Below are 17885 nucleotides of genomic sequence, written 5' to 3'. Positions count from 1 at the left end.
CGCGAGCGAACGAGCGGTTCCGGCGGGAGCCGGACGGAAAAGCGGCTACCGCGCTCTCCCCCTGTTCGCCTGCGCCGGCGTTCCGCCGCCCCAGGCATCGCGCCGAGCGTGCGCGATGAACCGACGATAAAGAGCCCGCCAGGGCCCTGCAAGCGCGACGGCCGATGTTTCCGCCGAACGGTCGGCTGCCCCGCGGCCGCGCGGGCGGGCGCGCCGGGTGTCAGGAGGCGCGCCGGCCTTCCCCGGCCGGCCCGCGCTCCAGTTCGCGCGGCAGCGGCAGCAGGCGGCGATACCAGTCGTGCACCCGGCCATGGACCAGGGCGAAGTCGCGCACCGCCTGCGGGCGGCGCAGCAGCGCGCCCCAGACGCGCAGCTGCACGAAGTCGGCGGACGGCCGGCCGCGCCACGACGCCGGCCCGCTCAGGCTCAGATCGACCTGGTAGAAGCCGCTGTCGGGCACCGTCGCCAGGACCACGCGCCGGCACCCGGCTTCGCCGCCGTCCCAGCCGCTGTGCGCCTGCAGCACGGTCGGCCCGCGCACGAACTGGCTCAGCTCGAGTTGGCCGTCGCTGAGGCCGGTGCCGCCGGGAACCGCGAATTCCGCGCCGAAACGGGACGCCTGCCAGGCGTACTCCACCGCCACCACGTCGCCGCGGCTGAGCTGCAGGTAATGGCGGTACAGATGGCGCCGGTCGCGTTCCCAGTCGAGGTGCGGATCGGCGATCGACGTCTCGTCCCAGGCCTGCACCTGCGGATCGAACAGCACGACGGCGCCGGCCGGCACCGCGTGCACCTCGGCGACCGGCATCTTGGCCCGGTCCAGCGCATGGGCCTCGTGCTCGATCTCGACCCGCCATTCGCCGTCGACCCGCCGCCAGTTCGCCCGGCTCTCGCACTGCGGTTCGCAGCCGAGCGCAAGCCGGTCCGGGGAATCGGCCTCCAGCCAGATCGAGACCGTTCCCTGCGCGGAGCCGTCCGGCGCGCCCTGTGCGATGCCGATCTCGTAGAGCCCGTCCTCGGGAATGGCCAGGCGGTGCGGCCGCTCCGCTTCGACCCGGAACCGCTGCAGCGGCAGTTCGCCGCCACGCCAGCGGCCGTGGATGTCGCAATACCAGTCGCGGTCGGAGGTCCCGGCCGGAACGTACCGCAGCAGCAGGCGGTCGCCCTTGCGCAGGAAGAATTCGCGCGTGGAACAGATGTCGGCGCGCGGCCAGCGTTCGTTGAAGTGGATGCCGGTCTCGTCCAGCAGCCGGTACCAGGCGTGGCCGTCCGGTTCCGGGTGCGGCAACGGCGCCTGCGCCGGCGCGATCCCGGTGACCGGCGGCAGCAGCCTCGCTTGAGGCTCCGCGAGCGGCTCGGCGGCCCCGCCCCGGGCGGTCCAGGGCGGCGACGGCGCCGCTGCGGCGCGCACCGGCTTCCGTGTCGGGAGCAGCGCGCCCGCCAGCGCCATCAGCAGCACCAGGCCGATCCAGATCGCGAACGCGAGCGGCAGCACCCAGGCGCCGGAGGCCAGCCGGCTCGCGACCAGCACGGCGACGCCGCCGAGGATCCAGAACACGTCCGCGTGCGCCGGCGCGGCTCAGCGGAACGGCAGCGGCCCGCGGCCGCCCATCATTCCGCGCATGCCGCGCATCAGCCCCTTCATGCCGCCGGCGGACAGCTTGCTCATCATCTTTTCCATCTGCTGATACTGCTTCATCAGCTTGTTCACGTCCGCCGGGGTCAGGCCGGCGCCCTTGGCGATGCGGGCGCGGCGGCTGCCGTTGAGCAGCGCCGGGTTGCGCCGCTCCTTCCTGGTCATCGAGTTGATGATGGCGATCATCTGCGGCACTTCCTTGCCGGTGATCTGGTTCTTCAGGTGCTCGGGCACCTGGCCGATGCCGGGCAGCTTGTCCATCAGCCCGTGCAGGCCGCCCATGTTCTGCATCTGCTCGAGCTGGTCCTTCATGTCGTTGAGGTCGAACTTCTTGCCTTTGGCGACCTTCTCGGCCAGCTTCTGCGCCTTGTCCTTGTCGACCTGCTGCTCGACCTGCTCGACCAGCGACAGCACGTCGCCCATGTCGAGGATGCGGCTGGCGATGCGGTCCGGGTGGAACACGTCCAGGCCGTCGGGCTTCTCGCCGGTGCCGATGAACTTGATCGGCCGGCCGGTGATGTAGCGCACGGACAGCGCCGCGCCGCCGCGGGCGTCGCCGTCGGTCTTGGTCAGCACCACGCCGGTCAGCGGCAGCGCCTCGCTGAAGTGCTTGGCGGTGGTGGCCGCGTCCTGGCCGGTCATCGAGTCGACCACGAACAGCGTCTCGACCGGATCGACCGCGGCGTGCAGCGCCTTGATCTCGGCCATCATCGCCGCGTCGATCGAGGTGCGGCCGGCGGTGTCGACCAGCAGCACGTCGACGTAGGACCTGCGGGCGTCGTCGATCGCCGCCTTGACGATGGCTTCGGGCTTCTGCGAGGCGTCGGAGGGGAAGAACAGCACGTCGACCTGCTGCGCCAGGGTCTTCAGCTGTTCGATCGCGGCGGGGCGGTAGACGTCCGCCGACACCACCATCACCTTCTTCTTGCGCTTCTCCTTCAGGTGCTTGGCGAGCTTGCCGACGGTGGTGGTCTTGCCGGCGCCCTGCAGGCCGGCCATCAGGATCACCGCCGGCGCCGGCACGTTGAGGTTCAGGTCGGCCGCCTGCGCGCCCATCACCGCGGTCAGCTCGTCGCGCACGACCTTGATCAGCGCCTGGCCCGGGGTCAGCGACTTCAGCACTTCCTGGCCGACCGCGCGCACCTTGATCCGCTCGATCAGCGCCTGCACCACCGGCAGGGCGACGTCGGCCTCGAGCAGGGCGATGCGCACCTCGCGCAGCGACTCGCGGATGTTCTCCTCGGTCAGCCGGCCGCGGCCGCGCAGGCGCTCGATGGTGCCGGACAGGCGCTGGGTCAGGGATTCGAACATTGCGATCTGCGGCCGAAACGAAAAGAGGCGCGAATTATAGCGGCCCGGCCCCGGCGGCCGCCCGAACGGGCGCGCACCGGCGCTGGCCGCTTGCGGCCCCCGGGCACTCGCCCGCCGCCTCGCCAGCACCCGCGCAGCCGGGGACGGACGCCTTCGACGGCACGGAGGCGCGAAAGGTCCCGATTCACGCACTCGTGCCCCGGCGACGCGCCCACGCACGAAACCGGGGGGCGAGTCCACCTCCACGCGAGCGCAGTCCCCGCCACGACGATCCCGCGCCCATGCAGGCGACCGGGAAGCGCCACGCCCCCGGATCGATGCAGCGGCGCCCGCATCCGCGACCGGGTGGCTTATGCTTCGCCGATGACAATCGTTCTCATCTCGATCGTGGCCTATCTGCTGGCCGCCGGCCTGCTGGCCTCGGCGCTGGCGCGCGACGGCGAACGCGGCGCCTCGCGCGTCTGGACGCCGGCGGCGGTCGCGGCGGTGGCGCTGCACGCGCTCGCGCATCTGCTCGCCTGGCGCCAGGCCGGCGGCGCCGACCTGCACTTCTTCGCCGCGTTGTCGCTGGTGGGCCTGGGCATGGCCGTGCTGACCGCGCTGGTCGGCAGCATCGGGCGCATGGCCGCGCTCGGCGTGATCGTGTTTCCGCTCGCCGCGGCGACCCTGCTCGGCTACCAGCTCCAGGGCCACGTCGCCGCCGCCACGCTGGACTGGCGCCTGCAACTGCACGCCTGGCTCGCCCTGCTCGCCTACGCCACGCTCGCCGTCGCCGCGCTGCTCGCGGTGCTGCTGTGGCTGCAGGAGCGCGCCCTGCGCCGGCGCGAGTTCCACCGCTGGCTGCGCGCGCTGCCGCCGTTGATCGAGCTGGAGACCCTGCTGTTCCGCACCATCGCGGTCGGCTTCGCCCTGCTGACCGCGACCCTGCTGACCGGCGTGCTGTTCGTGGAGAACCTGCTGGCCCAGCACCTGGTGCACAAGACCGTGCTCAGCGTGCTGTCGTGGCTCGCGTTCGGCGCGCTGCTGCTGGGGCGCTGGCGTTACGGCTGGCGCGGCGCGGTGGCGGTGCGCTGGACCCTGGCGGCGATGGCGCTGCTGGTGCTGGCCTTCTTCGGCAGCAAGTTCGTGCTGGAGCTGGTGCTCGGCCGGGCGGGCTGACGGGGGCGAGCTCCTTTTGGGTTCCAAGGAATACCCTGTTCAGTTGCTAGAACAATATTTGCATTGACAAATATTGCGCCGGCTAGAAAATAGCCGGCCATGAACGCCTCGTCGCTCCCTTGCAGCGGTTCGACCCTGGGCCTGCTGTTCCGGCAGATCCGGGACGGCATGTGGACGCGGATGGAAGAGGAGCTCGCCGCCGCCGGGCACGACCTGACCATGAGCCAGTACGTCGTGCTCAAGGTGCTCGCCGGCGGCCAGGCCGGGGTGACCGACCTGGCCCGCCACGCCGAGCTCAATCCCGGCGCGATGACCCGGCTGCTCGACAAGCTCGAGGCCCGCGGCATCGTCGCCCGCTCCGCCGACCCCGCCGACCGCCGCGCGCTGCACATCCGCCTGACCGAAGCCGGCCGGAAGATGTGGCAGGACGTGAGCCAGTGCGGCCAGCGCGTGCGCGAACGCGCGCTCGCCGGCCTGAGCGACGCCGAACGCGAACACCTGCTGCGCCTGCTCGAGCAGGTGCGCGACAACCTCTCCCCGACCGGGTCCTGACTCATGCGCCCCATTCCGTCGCCACGCCCGCGCCGCGGGCCGATGCCGCTTTTGTCCGCTCTCGCCGCGGCCCTGCTGCTGGCCGGCTGCGCCAGCACCCACGGCCTGGCGCCGCAGGGCCGGCCGCTCGACCCCGACCGGCTCGCCAGCGAGCGCAGCGTCGGCGCGGCTGCCGCGTCCGACGCCGCCTTCCCGCGGCAGGACTGGTGGACCGCGCTCGGCGATCCGCAACTCGACGCGCTGATCCGCGAGGCCCTGGCCGGCACGCCGGGCCTGGACGCGGCCGACGCACGCCTGCGCCAGGCGGTCGCCCAGGCCGGCCTCGCCGACGCCGCGCGCAAGCCCAGCGTCACCGGCGGCGCGCAGTACTCCGGCTTGCGCCTGCCCGAAACCGTGGCTCCCGAACCGCTCGGCGGCCGCTACAGCGGCGTCGCCATGCTCAGCCTCAGCCTCAAGTACCACTTCGACCTGTGGGGCGGCGACCGCGCCCGCTGGCAGGCGGCGTTGGGCCAGGCCCGCGCCGCGGAGGTCGACGCCCAGGCCGCGCGCCTGACCCTGTCGGCCGGCGTCGCCCGCACCTACGTGGCCCTGGCCCAGGCCTACGAGGCCCGCGACGTGGCCACGGCCGAACGCGACCGCGCCGCGCGCCTGCTCGAGCTCGGCCGCCAGCGGGTGCGCGCCGGGCTCGACAACGAACTGCAGATCCGCCAGGCCGAAAGCGCGCTCGCCGGCGCGGAGCAGCAGGTGCAGGCCGCCGACCACGAGATCGAGGTCGCACGCACCGCGCTGGCCGCCCTGCTCGGCCGCGGCCCGGACCGCGGCCTCGACATCGCCCGCCCGGCCCTGCTGAAGGCGCCCACGCCGCAGGTGCCGGCGGTGCTGCCGAGCGAGCTGCTCGGCCATCGACCCGACGTGGTCGCCGCGCGCTGGCGCGTGCAGGCCGCGCAGCACGGCATCGCCGCGAGCAAGGCCGCGTTCTATCCGAGCGTCAACCTGAGCGCGATCGCCGGCCTGGTCGCCGGCGCCGGCAGCCTGGGCGACCTGTTCGGCCGCGACGCGGCGCTGCTGCAGGGCGGCCCCGCGCTGAGCCTGCCGATCTTCGACGGCGGCCGCCTGCGCAGCCAGCTGGCCGGCAGCGACGCCGACTACGACCTCGCCGTGGCCGCGTACAACCAGGCCCTGGTCGATGCGTTGCGCGAAGTCGTCGACGCGCTCGCCGCCGCGCGCTCGCTCGACGCCCAGATCGCCTCGGCGACGCAGGCGCGCGACGCCGCGCAGCGCGCCTGGGACATCGCCGCCACGCGCTACCGCGCCGGACTGGGCACCCAGCTCGACGTGCTCGCCGCGCAGCGTCCGCTGCTCGAGGCCGACCGCCAGCTGACCGCGCTGCGCGCGCAGCGCCTGGCCGCATCGATCGACCTGGACCGCGCGCTCGGCGGCGGCCTGGTCCTGTCCGCTCCCGATACCGACTCCGCATCCGATCTCGCCAAGGCCCCCACGCCATGACCACCGAACCCAATCCGAACGCAACCCGTGCCGCGCCGCAGGGCGGCGGCAAGCGCAAGCAGGCGCTGGCGATCCTCGCCGCCGCCATCGTCCTCGCCGGTCTCGGCTGGGGCGGCTGGTACCTGCTGGTCGGCCGCTGGCACGAGGACACCGACGACGCCTACGTGCAGGGCAACGTGGTCAGCATCGTGCCGCAGACCGTCGGCACCGTGGTCGGCATCGACGCCGACGACGGCATGAAGGTCGAGGCCGGCCAGGTGCTGGTGCGCCTGGATCCGAACGACGCCCAGGTCGCCTACGACCAGGCGGTGGCCAACCTGGCCAACACCGTGCGCCAGGTGCGCGGCCTGTTCAAGGCGGTCGACGCCGGCAACGCCGACCTCGCCGCGCAGCGCGTCGCGGTCGAACGCGCCCGCGCCGACCTCAAGCGCCGCGAAGGCCTGGTCGCCAGCGGCGCGGTCTCGGCCGAGGAACTGGCGCACGCGCGCAACGAACTGGCCGCGCTCGAGGCCGGGCTGCGCGCCGCGAACGACAACCTCGCGCGCAACCGCGCCCTGATCGACGCCACCACCGTCGCCGACCAGCCGCAGGTCGCCGCCGCCGCCGCGCAGCTGCGCCAGGCCTACCTGAACCTGCAGCGCACCGCGATCGTCGCGCCGGTGTCCGGCTACGTCGCCAAGCGCCAGGTGCAGCTCGGCCAGCGCGTGCAGCCGGGCGCCACGCTGATGACGATCGTGCCGCTGGAGCAGGTCTGGGTCGAGGCCAACTTCAAGGAGACGCAGCTGGCGAAGATGCGCATCGGCCAGCCGGTCGAGGTGCGCGCCGACCTGTACGGCGGCGCGGTCGAATACACCGGCAAGGTGGCCAGCCTGGGCATGGGCACCGGCAGCGCGTTCTCGCTGCTGCCGCCGCAGAACGCCAGCGGCAACTGGATCAAGATCGTGCAGCGCGTGCCGGTGCGGATCGAGCTCGATCCCAAGCAGCTGGCCGAGCATCCGCTGCGCCTGGGCCTGAGCATGCGCGTGGACGTCGACGTGCGCCAGGACGGCCCGGTGCTCGCCGCGCCGCGCAAGCAGGCCGAGCCGCTGTTCGCGACCTCCGCCTACGACAAGCAGCTGGCCGACGCCAATGCGCTGATCGACAAGGTGATCCGCGAGAACCTGCCGGGGGCGCGGCACGGCTGAGCCGGCCGGCCGCCGTCCGGCGCGCGGCGCCTGACGGCGGACGCTTCCCGCCTGCGATGCCCTTGCGCGCAGGCGGGTCCGGCGGCTTTCCGACGAACCCGACGCCGCCCGCCCCCGCCCCGGCGCGGCGGCGAACCCGATACCCCGGCGCGCAGCGACGCGCTCCGCTCCGCCCGCGAACCCGACAACGACCATGGCCTCGTCCCCCAACAGCCCCCCCGCAGCGCAGGCCGGCTTCCGCCCGCCCAACCTGGCCCTGACTACGGTCGGGCTGGCGCTGGCGTCGTTCATGCAGGTGCTCGACACCACGATCGCCAACGTCTCGCTGCCGACCATCTCCGGCAATCTCGGCGCCAGCGCCAACCAGGCGACCTGGGTGATCACCTCGTTCGCGGTGAGCAACGCGATCGCGCTGCCGTTGACCGGCTTCCTCACCCGCCGCTTCGGCGAGCTCAAGCTGTTCACCTGGGCGACGATGGCGTTCGTGATCGCCTCGCTGCTGTGCGGCCTGGCCAACAGCATGGGCCTGCTGGTCGCGGCGCGCGCGCTGCAGGGGTTCGTCGCCGGGCCGATGTACCCGGTCACCCAGGCGCTGCTGATCTCGATCTACCCGCCGCACAAGCGCGGGCAGGCGCTGGCGCTGCTGGCGATGGTGACGGTGGTGGCGCCGATCGCCGGGCCGATCCTCGGCGGCTGGATCACCGACAACTACAGCTGGGAGTGGATCTTCTTCATCAACGTGCCGATCGGCATCTTCGCCAGCCTGGTGGTGGGCCGGCAGCTGCGCGGGCGGCCGGAACGGCTGGAGCGGCCGAAGATGGACTACATCGGCCTGGCCACCCTGGTGCTCGGCGTCGGCGCGCTGCAGATCGTGCTCGACCTGGGCAACGACGAGGACTGGTTCAATTCGACCAAGATCGTCTGGCTGACCATCGTCGCGGCGATCGCGCTGGCGGTGTTCGTGATCTGGGAGCTGACCGAGAAGGACCCGATCGTCAACCTGCGGCTGTTCCGCCACCGCAACTTCACCAGCGGCACGCTGGCGATGGTGATGGCCTATTCGGCGTTCTTCAGCGTCGGCCTGCTGGTGCCGCTGTGGCTGCAGCGCAACCTCGGCTACACGCCGATCTGGGCCGGCTTCGCCAGCGCGCCGATCGGCATCCTGCCGGTGCTGCTGACGCCTCTGGTCGGCAAGTACGCCTCGCGCTTCGACCTGCGCGTGCTGGCCAGCTTCGCCTTCCTGGTGATGGCCGGCACCAGCTTCTACCGTTCCGGCTTCAACCTCGACGTGGACTTCGGCCGCGTCGCCGAGGTGCAACTGTGGCAGGGGCTGGGCGTGGCGCTGTTCTTCATGCCGGTGCTGACCATCCTGCTGTCGGACCTGGAGCCGCACGAGATCGCCGCCGGCTCCGGCCTGGCCACGTTCGTGCGCACGCTGGGCGGCAGCTTCGCCGCGTCGCTCACCACCTGGGCCTGGAACCAGCGCAGCACGGTCCACCACGCGCAGCTGATCGAGCACATCGGCGCCTACGACCCGGCGATGCAGCAGACCGTGGCGACGCTGGGCCAGGGCGATCCGCAGCGCGGGGCGATGGTGCTGGAGCGGATGATCTCGCAGCAGGCGGCGCAGATCGGCTTCAACGAGATCTTCCACCTGCTCGGCATCATCTTCCTGCTGGTGATCGCGTTCGTCTGGATCGCCAAGCCGCCGTTCGCGGCCAAGGCGGCGGGCGGAGCGGCGGCGGGCGGGCACTGAGAGCCGAGGGGCCGGCGTCGGCCGGTGCCCTCGCCGCCTGGCATTGCGCAGTGCCGCCCGGGCTGTGGCGCGGGCGCCGGGTGGCGAGCGGCGCCGCGTGCGGTGGCGAAGGGCGCGCGTCGGCCGCCCCGCGAAGTCGCTCCGCGTCGTTCGCTTGCGTCGCGGGCCGGCCGACGCGCGCCTGGACAGGTACTCGGCCGCGGCCCAGCGAAAGCGCAGCGCTTCGGGGCGCGGCCGTCGCCGTTCCGGCACGGCGGAAGCCGCCGTTCGCGAACGCGCCGCTCCACGTCCGGCATGCGCGCAGCGGGGCCGTCCCCAGGTCCGCCGGGGCGGTTACAGCAGGAGAGCAAGCCGGCCGACGCTGAAGGCCGGCGGCCGGCGGCCGGTCAGCCGGCGACGATGTTGACGATCTTGCCCGGCACCACGATCACCTTGCGCACGGTCAGGCCGGCCAGGAACTGGGCCACGTTCGGCTCGGCCATGGCCAGGCGCTCGGCGTCCTCCTTGGTGGCATCGACCGGCAGCTCGATGGTGCCGCGCAGCTTGCCGTTGACCTGCACCGCCACCGTGACCGAATCGCGCACCAGCGCGGCCGGGTCGGGCTGCGGGAACGGCACGTCCTCCAGCAGCGTCTCCGGATGGCCCAGCGCCTGCCACAAGGCGTGGCACACGTGCGGGGTCACCGGGTTGAGCATCAGCACCATCGCCGACAGCGCCTCGTGGCGCACCGCGCGGCCCTGCTCGCTGGCATCGTCGAACTTCGACACGTGGTTCAGCAGCTCCATCAGCGCGGCGATCGCGGTGTTGAAGCTGTGCCGGCGGCCGTAGTCGTCGCCGACCTTCTGGATGGTCTCGTGCAGCTGCCGGCGCAGGGTCTTCTGCGCCGCGTCCAGCGCCGCCGGCTCCAACGGCGCGGGCGCCGGCTGCGCCGCGTGCGAGGCGACCTCGCGCCAGAACCGGCGCAGGAACCGCGCCATGCCCTCGACGCCGGCCTCGTTCCACTCCAGCGACTGTTCCGGCGGCGCGGCGAACATCGAGAACAGGCGCACCGTGTCGGCGCCGTACTTGGCGACCATCGCCTGCGGGTCGACGCCGTTGTTCTTCGACTTCGACATCTTCTCGGTGCCGCCGATCACCACCGGCCGGCCGTCGGCCTTCAAGGTCGCGCCGACGATGCGGCCCTTGTCGTCGCGGACGACATCGACCTCGGCCGGGTTGATCCAGTCCTTCGAACCGTCCGGGTTTTCCCGGTAGAAGGTCTCGGCGATCACCATGCCCTGGGTCAGCAGGTTGCGCACCGGCTCGTCGCTGCCGACCAGGCCCTGGTCGCGCATCAGCTTGTGGTAGAAGCGGAAGTACAGCAGGTGCAGGATCGCGTGCTCGATGCCGCCGATGTACTGGTCGATCGGCATCCAGTAGTCGGCGCGCGCATCGACCATCGTCCCCGCACCGGGGCTGGTGTAGCGGTGCATGTACCAGCTCGACTCCATGAAGGTGTCGAAGGTGTCGGTCTCGCGCTCGGCCGCGCCGCCGCACTGCGGGCAGGTGGTCTTGCGCCATTCCGGGTTGCTCTTGATCGGCGAGGCCACGCCGCTGAACTCGACGTCCTCGGGCAGCAGCACCGGCAGCTGGTCCTCCGGCACCGGCACGTCGCCGCACTTCGGGCACAGGATCACCGGGATCGGGCAGCCCCAGTAGCGTTGCCGGCTCACGCCCCAGTCGCGCAGGCGGTAGTTGACCCGGCGCTGGCCGCGGCCCTCGGCCTCGAAGCGCGCGGCCAGCGCGTCGAACGCCTGCTGGAAGTCCAGGCCGTCGAACTCGCCGGAATTCACCAGCCAGCCGCGCTCGGTGTAGGCCCCGGCCTCCTCGATGCGCTGGCGGAACTCCTCGACCACCTGCACCGCGGCGGTGGTGTCGTAGACGTCGACGGCGCCGGCCTCGCCCAGCGCGCTGCGCATCGGGTCGTCGTGGCGGGCCAGGTGCTGGCCGATCTCGGCCAGCGCGTCGCGCACCGGCGCCGGCACAATCACCATCTTGACCGGCAGGTTGTACTTCTTCGCGAATTCCCAGTCGCGCTGGTCGTGGCCCGGCACCGCCATCACCGCGCCGGTGCCGTAGCCCATCAGCACGAAGTTGGCGACGTACACCGGCACCGGCTCGCCGGTGATCGGGTGGATCGCGCGCAGGCCGGTGTCGCGGCCGCGCTTCTCCTGGGTCTCCAGCTCGGCTTCCGACACCCCGCCCTTCTTCAGGTCGGCGATGAACGCGGCCAGTTCCTCGTCGCCGCGGGCCGCGTGCTGCGCCAGCGGATGCTCGGCGGCGATCGACACGAAGGTCACGCCCATCAGCGTGTCGGGGCGGGTGGTGAAGACGGTCAGCCCGCTGTTGCCGGGCAAGGCGACCGGGCGGCCGTCGCCGTCGACCACGTCGAAGCGGATCTCCAGGCCCTCGCTGCGGCCGATCCAGTTGCGCTGCATGGTCTTGACCGCCTCCGGCCAGCCCGGCAGCCGGTCCAGGCCGTCCAGCAGCTCCTGCGCGTAGGCGGTGATCTTCAGGAACCACTGCGGGATCTCGCGCTTCTCCACCAGCGCGCCGGTGCGCCAGCCGCGGCCGTCGATCACCTGCTCGTTGGCCAGCACGGTCTGGTCGACCGGGTCCCAGTTGACCACCGCGTTCTTGCGGTAGGCCAGACCCCGCTTCATCAGCCGCACGAACATGCGCTGCTCGTGCACGTAGTAGTCCGGGGTGCAGGTGGCGAACTCGCGCGACCAGTCGATCGCGTAGCCCAGCTGCTTCAGCTGCGCCTTCATGTGCGCGATGTTGGCGTAGGTCCACTTGGCCGGCGCGGTCCTGTTCTTGATCGCGGCGTTCTCGGCCGGCAGGCCGAACGCGTCCCAGCCCATCGGCTGCAGCACGTTGTGCCCGGTCATGCGCTTGTAGCGGCTGATCACGTCGCCGATGGTGTAGTTGCGCACGTGGCCCATGTGCAGCGCCCCCGACGGGTACGGCAGCATCGACAGGCAGTAGTACTTGGGCTTGGCCGAGTCCTCGCCGACCTCGTAGGCGCGGGTCGTCTCCCAGAAGCGCTGGGCGGCGGCTTCGACGGACTGCGGATCGTACGCCTGGGATTCGGCGGCGGCGGCGGCTTCGATGGACACGGACGATGGCGGAGCGTGCGGAAAAGGCCGACAAGCCTACCGCAGCGCAGCATCGGCCGCCATGCGCGCGGCCCCGGCGCAATGCCGCCCGGCGCGGGCACAATAGGGCACGTCCCCAGGCCCGGCCCGGCCCCATGCCCCACCTCGCCAACCTCAGCCGCTTCCGCCTGCCGGCGTTCGTGCTGGCGGTGGCGCTGTTGGGCGCGGTGGGCCTGGCGATGGTGCTGAGCATCCGCGAGTTCACCCGCAAGACCGATCGCGTCGAGCACAGCTACCAGGTGATGGCCGCGGCGGAGGCGGTGCGCTCGGCGGTGCGCTCGGTCGAGTCCGACGCGCGCGGCTTCCGCCTGAGCAACCGCAGCGCCGACGTGGCGCAGTTCATGGCCACCACGCCGCAGGTGCACGCGCATGCGGCGGAACTGGTCGCGCTGACCCGCGACAACCCGGCCCAGAACGAGCGTTCGCGCCGCCTGCAGGGCCTGGCGGCGCAACGCCTGCGCTCGCTGCAGCGGCTGGTCGAAGCGCCCGTGCAGGCCGACGCCAACGCGCGCCTGACCGTGTTCGGCGGCGGCTACGAGCTGATGCAGCGGATCAACGCGCTGACCGACGAGATCCTGATCGAGGAGCGCGAACTGCTGCGCCAGCGCAACGCCGCCGCCGCCGAGCAGGCCAACCTGCTGACCGCGATCGTGGTCGCCGGCATCGTCCTGCCGCTGGTGCTGCTCGGCGCGTTGATGTGGGGGCTGGCGCGCGAGAACCGCCGCAGCGCCGCGCTGGAGCGCGAGGCGCGCAAGACCCTGCGCGAGCTGGCCGAGTCGCTGGAGCAGCGCGGCCGCCTGTCCGAGCAGCGGCGCCTGCTCGGCGTCTACGCCGGCCTGCTGCAGAGCAGCCAGACCCTGGACGAGGCGATGGCGGTCACGGTGCGCACCCTGACCGAGCTGCTGCCCGGCGCCGGCGGCCGCTGCTACGTGCTGCGGGCCTCGCAGAACCAGGCCGAAACCGCGGCGCGGTTCGGCGCCGAGGTGGTGCCCAGCGACGACCCGTTGCACCCGGACAGCTGCTGGGCGCTGCGCCGTGGCCAGCCGCACCACAGCGGCCCCGGCGCCGGCCACGTCCGCTGCCGGCACCTGGCGCCGGCCGGCGAGGCGGACGACGCCTGGAGCCTGTGCGTGCCGCTGATGGCCCAGGGCACCTCGCTCGGCCTGCTCTATCTCAGCGGCCCGGCGCAGTGCGGGATCGAGGCGGCGGTGGCGGAATCGGTCGGCGAACAGCTCAGCCTGGCCATGCTCAACCTGCAGCTGCGCGAGACGCTGCGCGTGCAGTCGCTGCGCGACGCCCTCACCGGGCTGTTCAACCGCCGCTATCTCGAGGAGAACCTGCAGCGCGAACTGCTGCGGTGCGAGCGGCGCGGGCTGCCGCTGTCGGTGATCATGCTCGACGTCGACCACTTCAAGCGCTTCAACGACCAGCACGGCCACACCGCCGGCGACGCGCTGCTGGCGCGGATCGGCCAGACCCTGCAGGCGCTGGTCCGCGGCGAGGACATCGCCTGCCGCTACGGCGGCGAGGAGTTCGCGATCGTGTTGCCGGAAACCGGCCGCGCCGAGGCGCTGCAGCGCGCCGAGGAGATCCGCCGGGCGATCGCCGCGACCACCGTGCTGCACCTGCGCCGGACCCTCGGGCCGACCACCGCCTCGCTCGGCGTGGCCGTGTTCCCGGGCGATGGCGACGCCCCCGCGGCGCTGATCGAATGCGCCGACGCCGCACTGTACCGCGCCAAGGCGGCCGGCCGCGACCGGGTGGTCGAGGCGGCCGCGCTGCAACGCGAAGCGCAGGCGCCGCCCGCCGTCCGCACCTGAAGCGCCGGCGCCGCCGGTGCCGGGGGCCACGCATGGCACTGTTCGCGGCCGCGGGCACGCCTAGAATCGGCCGATCCTTCCGTACGGACCGCCCGCATGACCCGACTCGCCCTCGCCCTGGCCGCGGCCCTCGCCGCCTCGCCCGTGTTCGCCGCCGACGCACCGGTGGCCCTGCGTTGCGGCAAGCTGTTCGACGCCCGCAGCGGCAAGGTGCTCGGCCCGCACACCGTGCTGGTGCGCGACGGCAAGATCGAAGGCGTCGTCGCCGGCACCGCGGCCGAGGCGGCGGCCGGGCGGGAGACGGTCGACCTCGGCGGGCACACCTGCACGCCCGGCTGGACCGACCTGCACGTGCACCTGGGCAGCCAGTCCGGCCCGCAGAGCTATTCGGAAGGATTCCGCCTCGACGAGGTCGACTTCGCGTTCCGCTCCGTCGGCTACGCGAAGAAGACGCTGCTGGCCGGCTTCACCAGCGTGCGCGACCTCGGCGGCGAGATCGCCCCGCACCTGCGCGACGCGATCAACCAGGGCCTGGTCGACGGCCCGCGCATCTGGGCCGCGGGCAAGTCGATCGCCACCACCGGCGGCCATGCCGACCCGACCAACGGCTGGAACGACATGCTCTCGCACCTGATCGGCCCGCCCGGCCCGACCGAGGGCGTGATCAACTCGGTCGACGACGCCCGCCAGGCGGTGCGCCAGCGCTACAAGGACGGCAGCGACGTGATCAAGATCACCGCGACCGGCGGCGTGCTGTCGTACGCCAAGTCCGGCGATGCGCCGCAGTTCACCGTCGACGAGGTCAAGGCGGTGGTCGAGACCGCGAAGGACTACGGCTACAAGGTCGCGGCCCACGCCCACGGCGAGGAAGGCATGAGGCGCGCGGTGCTCGGCGGCGTGACCAGCATCGAACACGGCACCTACATGAGCGACGAGGTGATGCGGCTGATGAAGCAGCACGGCACCTGGTACGTGCCGACCATCTACGCCGGCCGCTTCGTCGCCGACAAGGCCAAGATCGACGGTTACTTCCCGGAAGTGGTGCGGCCCAAGGCGCAGCGCATCGGCGCGCTGATCCAGGACACCGCCGCACGCGCGTACCAGCACGGGGTGAAGATCGCCTTCGGCACCGACATGGGCGTGGGCCCGCACGGCGACAACGCGCGCGAGTTCGTCTACATGGTCGAGGCGGGCATCCCCGCGGCGGCGGCGCTGCAGGCGGCGACGATCCGCGCCGCCGAGGTGCTCGGCGTGGACGACCAGGGCGTGATCGAAGCCGGCAAGCGCGCCGACGTCGTCGCGGTGCCGGGCGACCCGGTGGCCGACATCGCCCGTGTGCTCGAGGTCGCATTCGTGATGAAGGACGGGCGGATCTACAAGCGGCCCTGAGGCGATCGCGCGGCGCGGCGCGGCATGCCCGCCCGCCCCGCCTTCCCCGCGGGAGCAAGGCGGGGCGTCAACGGCGCCGCGACACCGCGATCAGGCAGCCCCACCACAGCAGCGCCACCAGGCGCTGCGCCGCCGGCCCCGGCAGCCAGGCCGACGGCACCGCGTTGAGCGCCACCGCCGCCGCCCCCGCGGCCGACAGGCTGAGCGCGACGGCGCGCCATCCCGCGCAGCGGCGCAGGCCCCACGCCAGCAGCCACGCCGCCGGCACGAACGCCAGCCACCAGAGCATCCATGCCGCCGCGTGGCGTTGCCCCGCCGCGCCGTCGAGGTCGTACGGGTCCAGCGGCAGCAGCCCCTGCGCGGCCCAGGCCAGCGCCGAGATCGCCAGCAGCCAGGTACCGAGCCGGGCCGGATAGCCCGCGTCCCCCGGCAGCCGCTCGCGCAGGCGCAACGCCACGACCGCGGCGACCGCGCCCGGCAGCGCGAACGCCAGCAGGTCGAACGCCAGCGCGCGCGGAACCCCGCGCGCGCCGAGCAAGGCCAGCGGGTGCCGCAGGTGCGAGTATTCGGCGAAGGCGGCGCCGAACCCGAGCGCGGCGGCCAGGCACAGCGCCGCGGCGGCGGGTGCGGCGTAGCGGTCGAAGCGGTCCGGGTGGACGATCGGGCGTTGCATCGCGCCATGCTAGCGTGCGCGACGGCGGCGGCGCTTGCCCTCGCCTCCCCCGCCCCCATCTAGCCCGCATCCCCGCCGAAACGAGTCCGCCGATGACCGCCGCCAATCCCCACGTCTTCGATGCCACCGCCGACAACTTCGAGACCGAAGTGCTGCAGAAGTCGCTGCAGACCCCGGTGCTGATCGACTTCTGGGCGACCTGGTGCGGGCCGTGCAAGACCCTGGGGCCGATCCTCGAGAAGCTGGCGGCCGATTACAACGGCGCCTTCGTCCTGGCCAAGGTCGACGTGGACAAGGAACCGCAGCTGTCCGGCGCGTTCCAGATCCGGTCGGTGCCCACCGTGTTCCTGGTCAAGGGCGGGCAGATCGTCGACGGCTTCCCGGGCGCGCTGCCGGAGGGCCAGCTGCGCGAGTTCCTGCGCCACCACGGCATCGAGCCGGCCGAGGCCGAGGCGCCCGTCGAGGAGGTGGCCGCGCCGCCGGCCGATCCGCACGCCGAGGTGATGCGCCTGCGCCGCGCGGTGGAGACGGAGCCGGACAACGACGAGCTCAAGCTCGACCTCGCCGTGGCCCTGCTGCGCACCGGCGGCGCGCACGAGGCCGAGCAGATCCTCGACGCGTTGCCGGCCAATCTCGCCACCGACGATCGCGCCCTGCGCGCCCGCGCCCGCCTCGGCTTCGCGGCGCTGCTCAAGGACGCGCCGCCGGTGGAGGTGCTGGAGGCGGCGATCGCCCGCGACCCCGACGACCTGCGCGCGCGCCACCTGCTCGGCGCCCACCGCATCGTCGGCGGCCACTCCGAGGCCGGCCTGGAGCAGTTCCTCGAGATGCTGCGGCGCGACCGCAACTACGCCGAGGGCTTGCCGCGCAAGGCGCTGATCGACGCGTTCCGGGTGGTCGAGGACGAGGACCTGGTCGGGCGCTACCGGCGCAAGATGTCGTCGCTGCTGTTCTGACGGCGAGGTCCGGATCAAGGAGAAACGAGGAACAGCGGGGCCGCCGCGGCCGGCAGGGCCCCGGCCTCCCCGTCCTCCCCGGTTCGTCCCTGCGCCCGCCGCTTCAACGATACGCATGCGTATGGCAAGCTGAGCCCCTCCTCCCGCTCCCGCCCCCGCATGAAAGCCCGCGTCCTGCGCCATGGCCTGAACCTCTGGCCGCCGTTCCTGTGCAGCGGCATCCGCGTCGCCGCGCTCGCCGACGACTACCGCTACGCGCGCGTGGAGCTGCGGATGCGGCCGTGGAACCGCAATTACGTCGGCACCCACTTCGGCGGCAGCCTGTTCGCGATGACCGATCCGTTCTGGATGCTGCTGGTGATGCAGGCGCTCGGCCGCGAGTACTTCGTCTGGGACAAGGCCGGCGAGATCGAGTTCGTCAAGCCCGGCCGCGGCACCGTGCAGGCGGAGTTCGCGCTCGAGGAAGCCACCCTCGGCGAGCTGCGCGCCGCCGCGGCCGGCGGCGGCAAGGTGCTGCGGTGGTTCGACACCGCGGTCGTCGACCGCGCCGGCGACGTGGTCGCGCGCGTGCGCAAGCAGCTGTACGTGCGTCGCAAGCCGGCGTACCGCGGCGGCGCCGAGGCCGCGGCGCGCTGATTCCGGCGCGCTCCGCCACTATCTGCCGCTGCGCGTCACCCGCAGTCAGCGATGTCGCGCAGATGTGATGGCGGTGTAGTGAGCAAGCGTCCGCGGGAACGCTATGCTGCG

At 72.7% G+C, this 17885-nt stretch carries 13 protein-coding genes; 9 read left to right on the top strand and 4 right to left on the bottom strand.

Annotated features, from left to right (window positions below; translation table 11 throughout):
• Positions 1 to 220: 220 nt before the first annotated feature.
• Together EDC50_RS02560 and ffh are read right to left on the bottom strand one after the other, a co-directional pair.
• The gene (locus tag EDC50_RS02560) at positions 221 to 1558 is read right to left on the bottom strand and encodes a hypothetical protein (RefSeq protein WP_123768893.1); all 1338 of its coding nucleotides are present in this window, start codon (positions 1556 to 1558) and stop codon (positions 221 to 223) included.
• 21 nt (positions 1559 to 1579) lie between these two features.
• A complete protein-coding gene (ffh, locus tag EDC50_RS02555; RefSeq protein WP_123768892.1) occupies positions 1580 to 2947 on the bottom strand; it encodes a signal recognition particle protein in 1368 nt (455 codons plus the stop codon).
• A 363-nt stretch (positions 2948 to 3310) separates the two neighbouring features.
• On the opposite strand from ffh, the gene EDC50_RS02550 reads away from it, so the two are divergent.
• The 5 genes from EDC50_RS02550 to EDC50_RS02530 all read left to right on the top strand — a co-directional run bounded on the left by EDC50_RS02550 (position 3311) and on the right by EDC50_RS02530 (position 9103).
• Positions 3311 to 4105, top strand: a complete 795-nt coding sequence (locus EDC50_RS02550; RefSeq protein WP_123768891.1) for a cytochrome C assembly family protein — start codon at positions 3311 to 3313, stop codon at positions 4103 to 4105.
• A 99-nt stretch (positions 4106 to 4204) separates the two neighbouring features.
• Positions 4205 to 4657 (top strand): MarR family winged helix-turn-helix transcriptional regulator, encoded by a 453-nt coding sequence (locus EDC50_RS02545; RefSeq protein WP_123768890.1) that lies wholly within the window; start codon positions 4205 to 4207, stop codon positions 4655 to 4657.
• A gap of 3 nt (positions 4658 to 4660) precedes the next feature.
• Entirely contained in the window at positions 4661 to 6163 is a 1503-nt protein-coding gene (locus EDC50_RS02540) for an efflux transporter outer membrane subunit (RefSeq protein WP_425477859.1), read from the top strand.
• On the top strand, positions 6160 to 7347 hold the full coding sequence (locus EDC50_RS02535; protein WP_123768888.1) for an HlyD/EmrA/EmrK family protein: 1188 nt from the start codon (positions 6160 to 6162) through the stop codon (positions 7345 to 7347). Before EDC50_RS02540 ends, EDC50_RS02535 begins: the two co-directional genes overlap by 4 nt.
• Positions 7348 to 7540: 193 nt before the next feature.
• Positions 7541 to 9103, top strand: a complete 1563-nt coding sequence (locus EDC50_RS02530) for a DHA2 family efflux MFS transporter permease subunit (RefSeq protein ID WP_123768887.1) — start codon at positions 7541 to 7543, stop codon at positions 9101 to 9103.
• 386 nt (positions 9104 to 9489) lie between these two features.
• On the opposite strand, the gene leuS is transcribed toward EDC50_RS02530, so the two are convergent.
• Positions 9490 to 12261, bottom strand: a complete 2772-nt coding sequence (gene leuS, locus EDC50_RS02525; protein WP_242002959.1) for a leucine--tRNA ligase — start codon at positions 12259 to 12261, stop codon at positions 9490 to 9492.
• 134 nt (positions 12262 to 12395) lie between these two features.
• Here leuS and EDC50_RS02520 point away from each other — a divergent pair, with 134 nt between their 5' ends.
• Positions 12396 to 14120: a diguanylate cyclase gene (locus EDC50_RS02520; RefSeq protein WP_158635663.1), complete on the top strand. Its 1725-nt coding sequence runs from the start codon at positions 12396 to 12398 to the stop codon at positions 14118 to 14120.
• Between the two features lie 96 nt (positions 14121 to 14216).
• On the top strand, positions 14217 to 15509 hold the full coding sequence (locus EDC50_RS02515; RefSeq protein WP_123768885.1) for a metal-dependent hydrolase family protein: 1293 nt from the start codon (positions 14217 to 14219) through the stop codon (positions 15507 to 15509).
• A 67-nt stretch (positions 15510 to 15576) separates the two neighbouring features.
• Here EDC50_RS02515 and EDC50_RS02510 read toward each other — a convergent pair whose 3' ends face one another.
• Complete coding sequence (locus tag EDC50_RS02510) at positions 15577 to 16182, bottom strand: DUF998 domain-containing protein (protein WP_123768884.1); 606 nt, start codon at positions 16180 to 16182, stop codon at positions 15577 to 15579.
• A gap of 92 nt (positions 16183 to 16274) precedes the next feature.
• Between EDC50_RS02510 and trxA the strand changes: the two genes are divergently transcribed.
• Positions 16275 to 17138 carry a thioredoxin gene (gene trxA, locus EDC50_RS02505; RefSeq protein ID WP_123768883.1) on the top strand — a complete coding sequence of 288 codons (864 nt, stop codon included), beginning with the start codon at positions 16275 to 16277 and terminating at the stop codon, positions 17136 to 17138.
• A 159-nt stretch (positions 17139 to 17297) separates the two neighbouring features.
• Entirely contained in the window at positions 17298 to 17774 is a 477-nt protein-coding gene (locus EDC50_RS02500; RefSeq protein WP_123768882.1) for a DUF4442 domain-containing protein, read from the top strand.
• Positions 17775 to 17885 lie beyond the last annotated feature (111 nt).

The organism is Vulcaniibacterium tengchongense (genome assembly GCF_003814555.1).
Lineage (GTDB): Bacteria > Pseudomonadota > Gammaproteobacteria > Xanthomonadales > Xanthomonadaceae > Vulcaniibacterium > Vulcaniibacterium tengchongense.
Note: the sequence above shows the minus strand (reverse complement) of the source record. Positions and strands in the feature narration are given on the sequence as shown.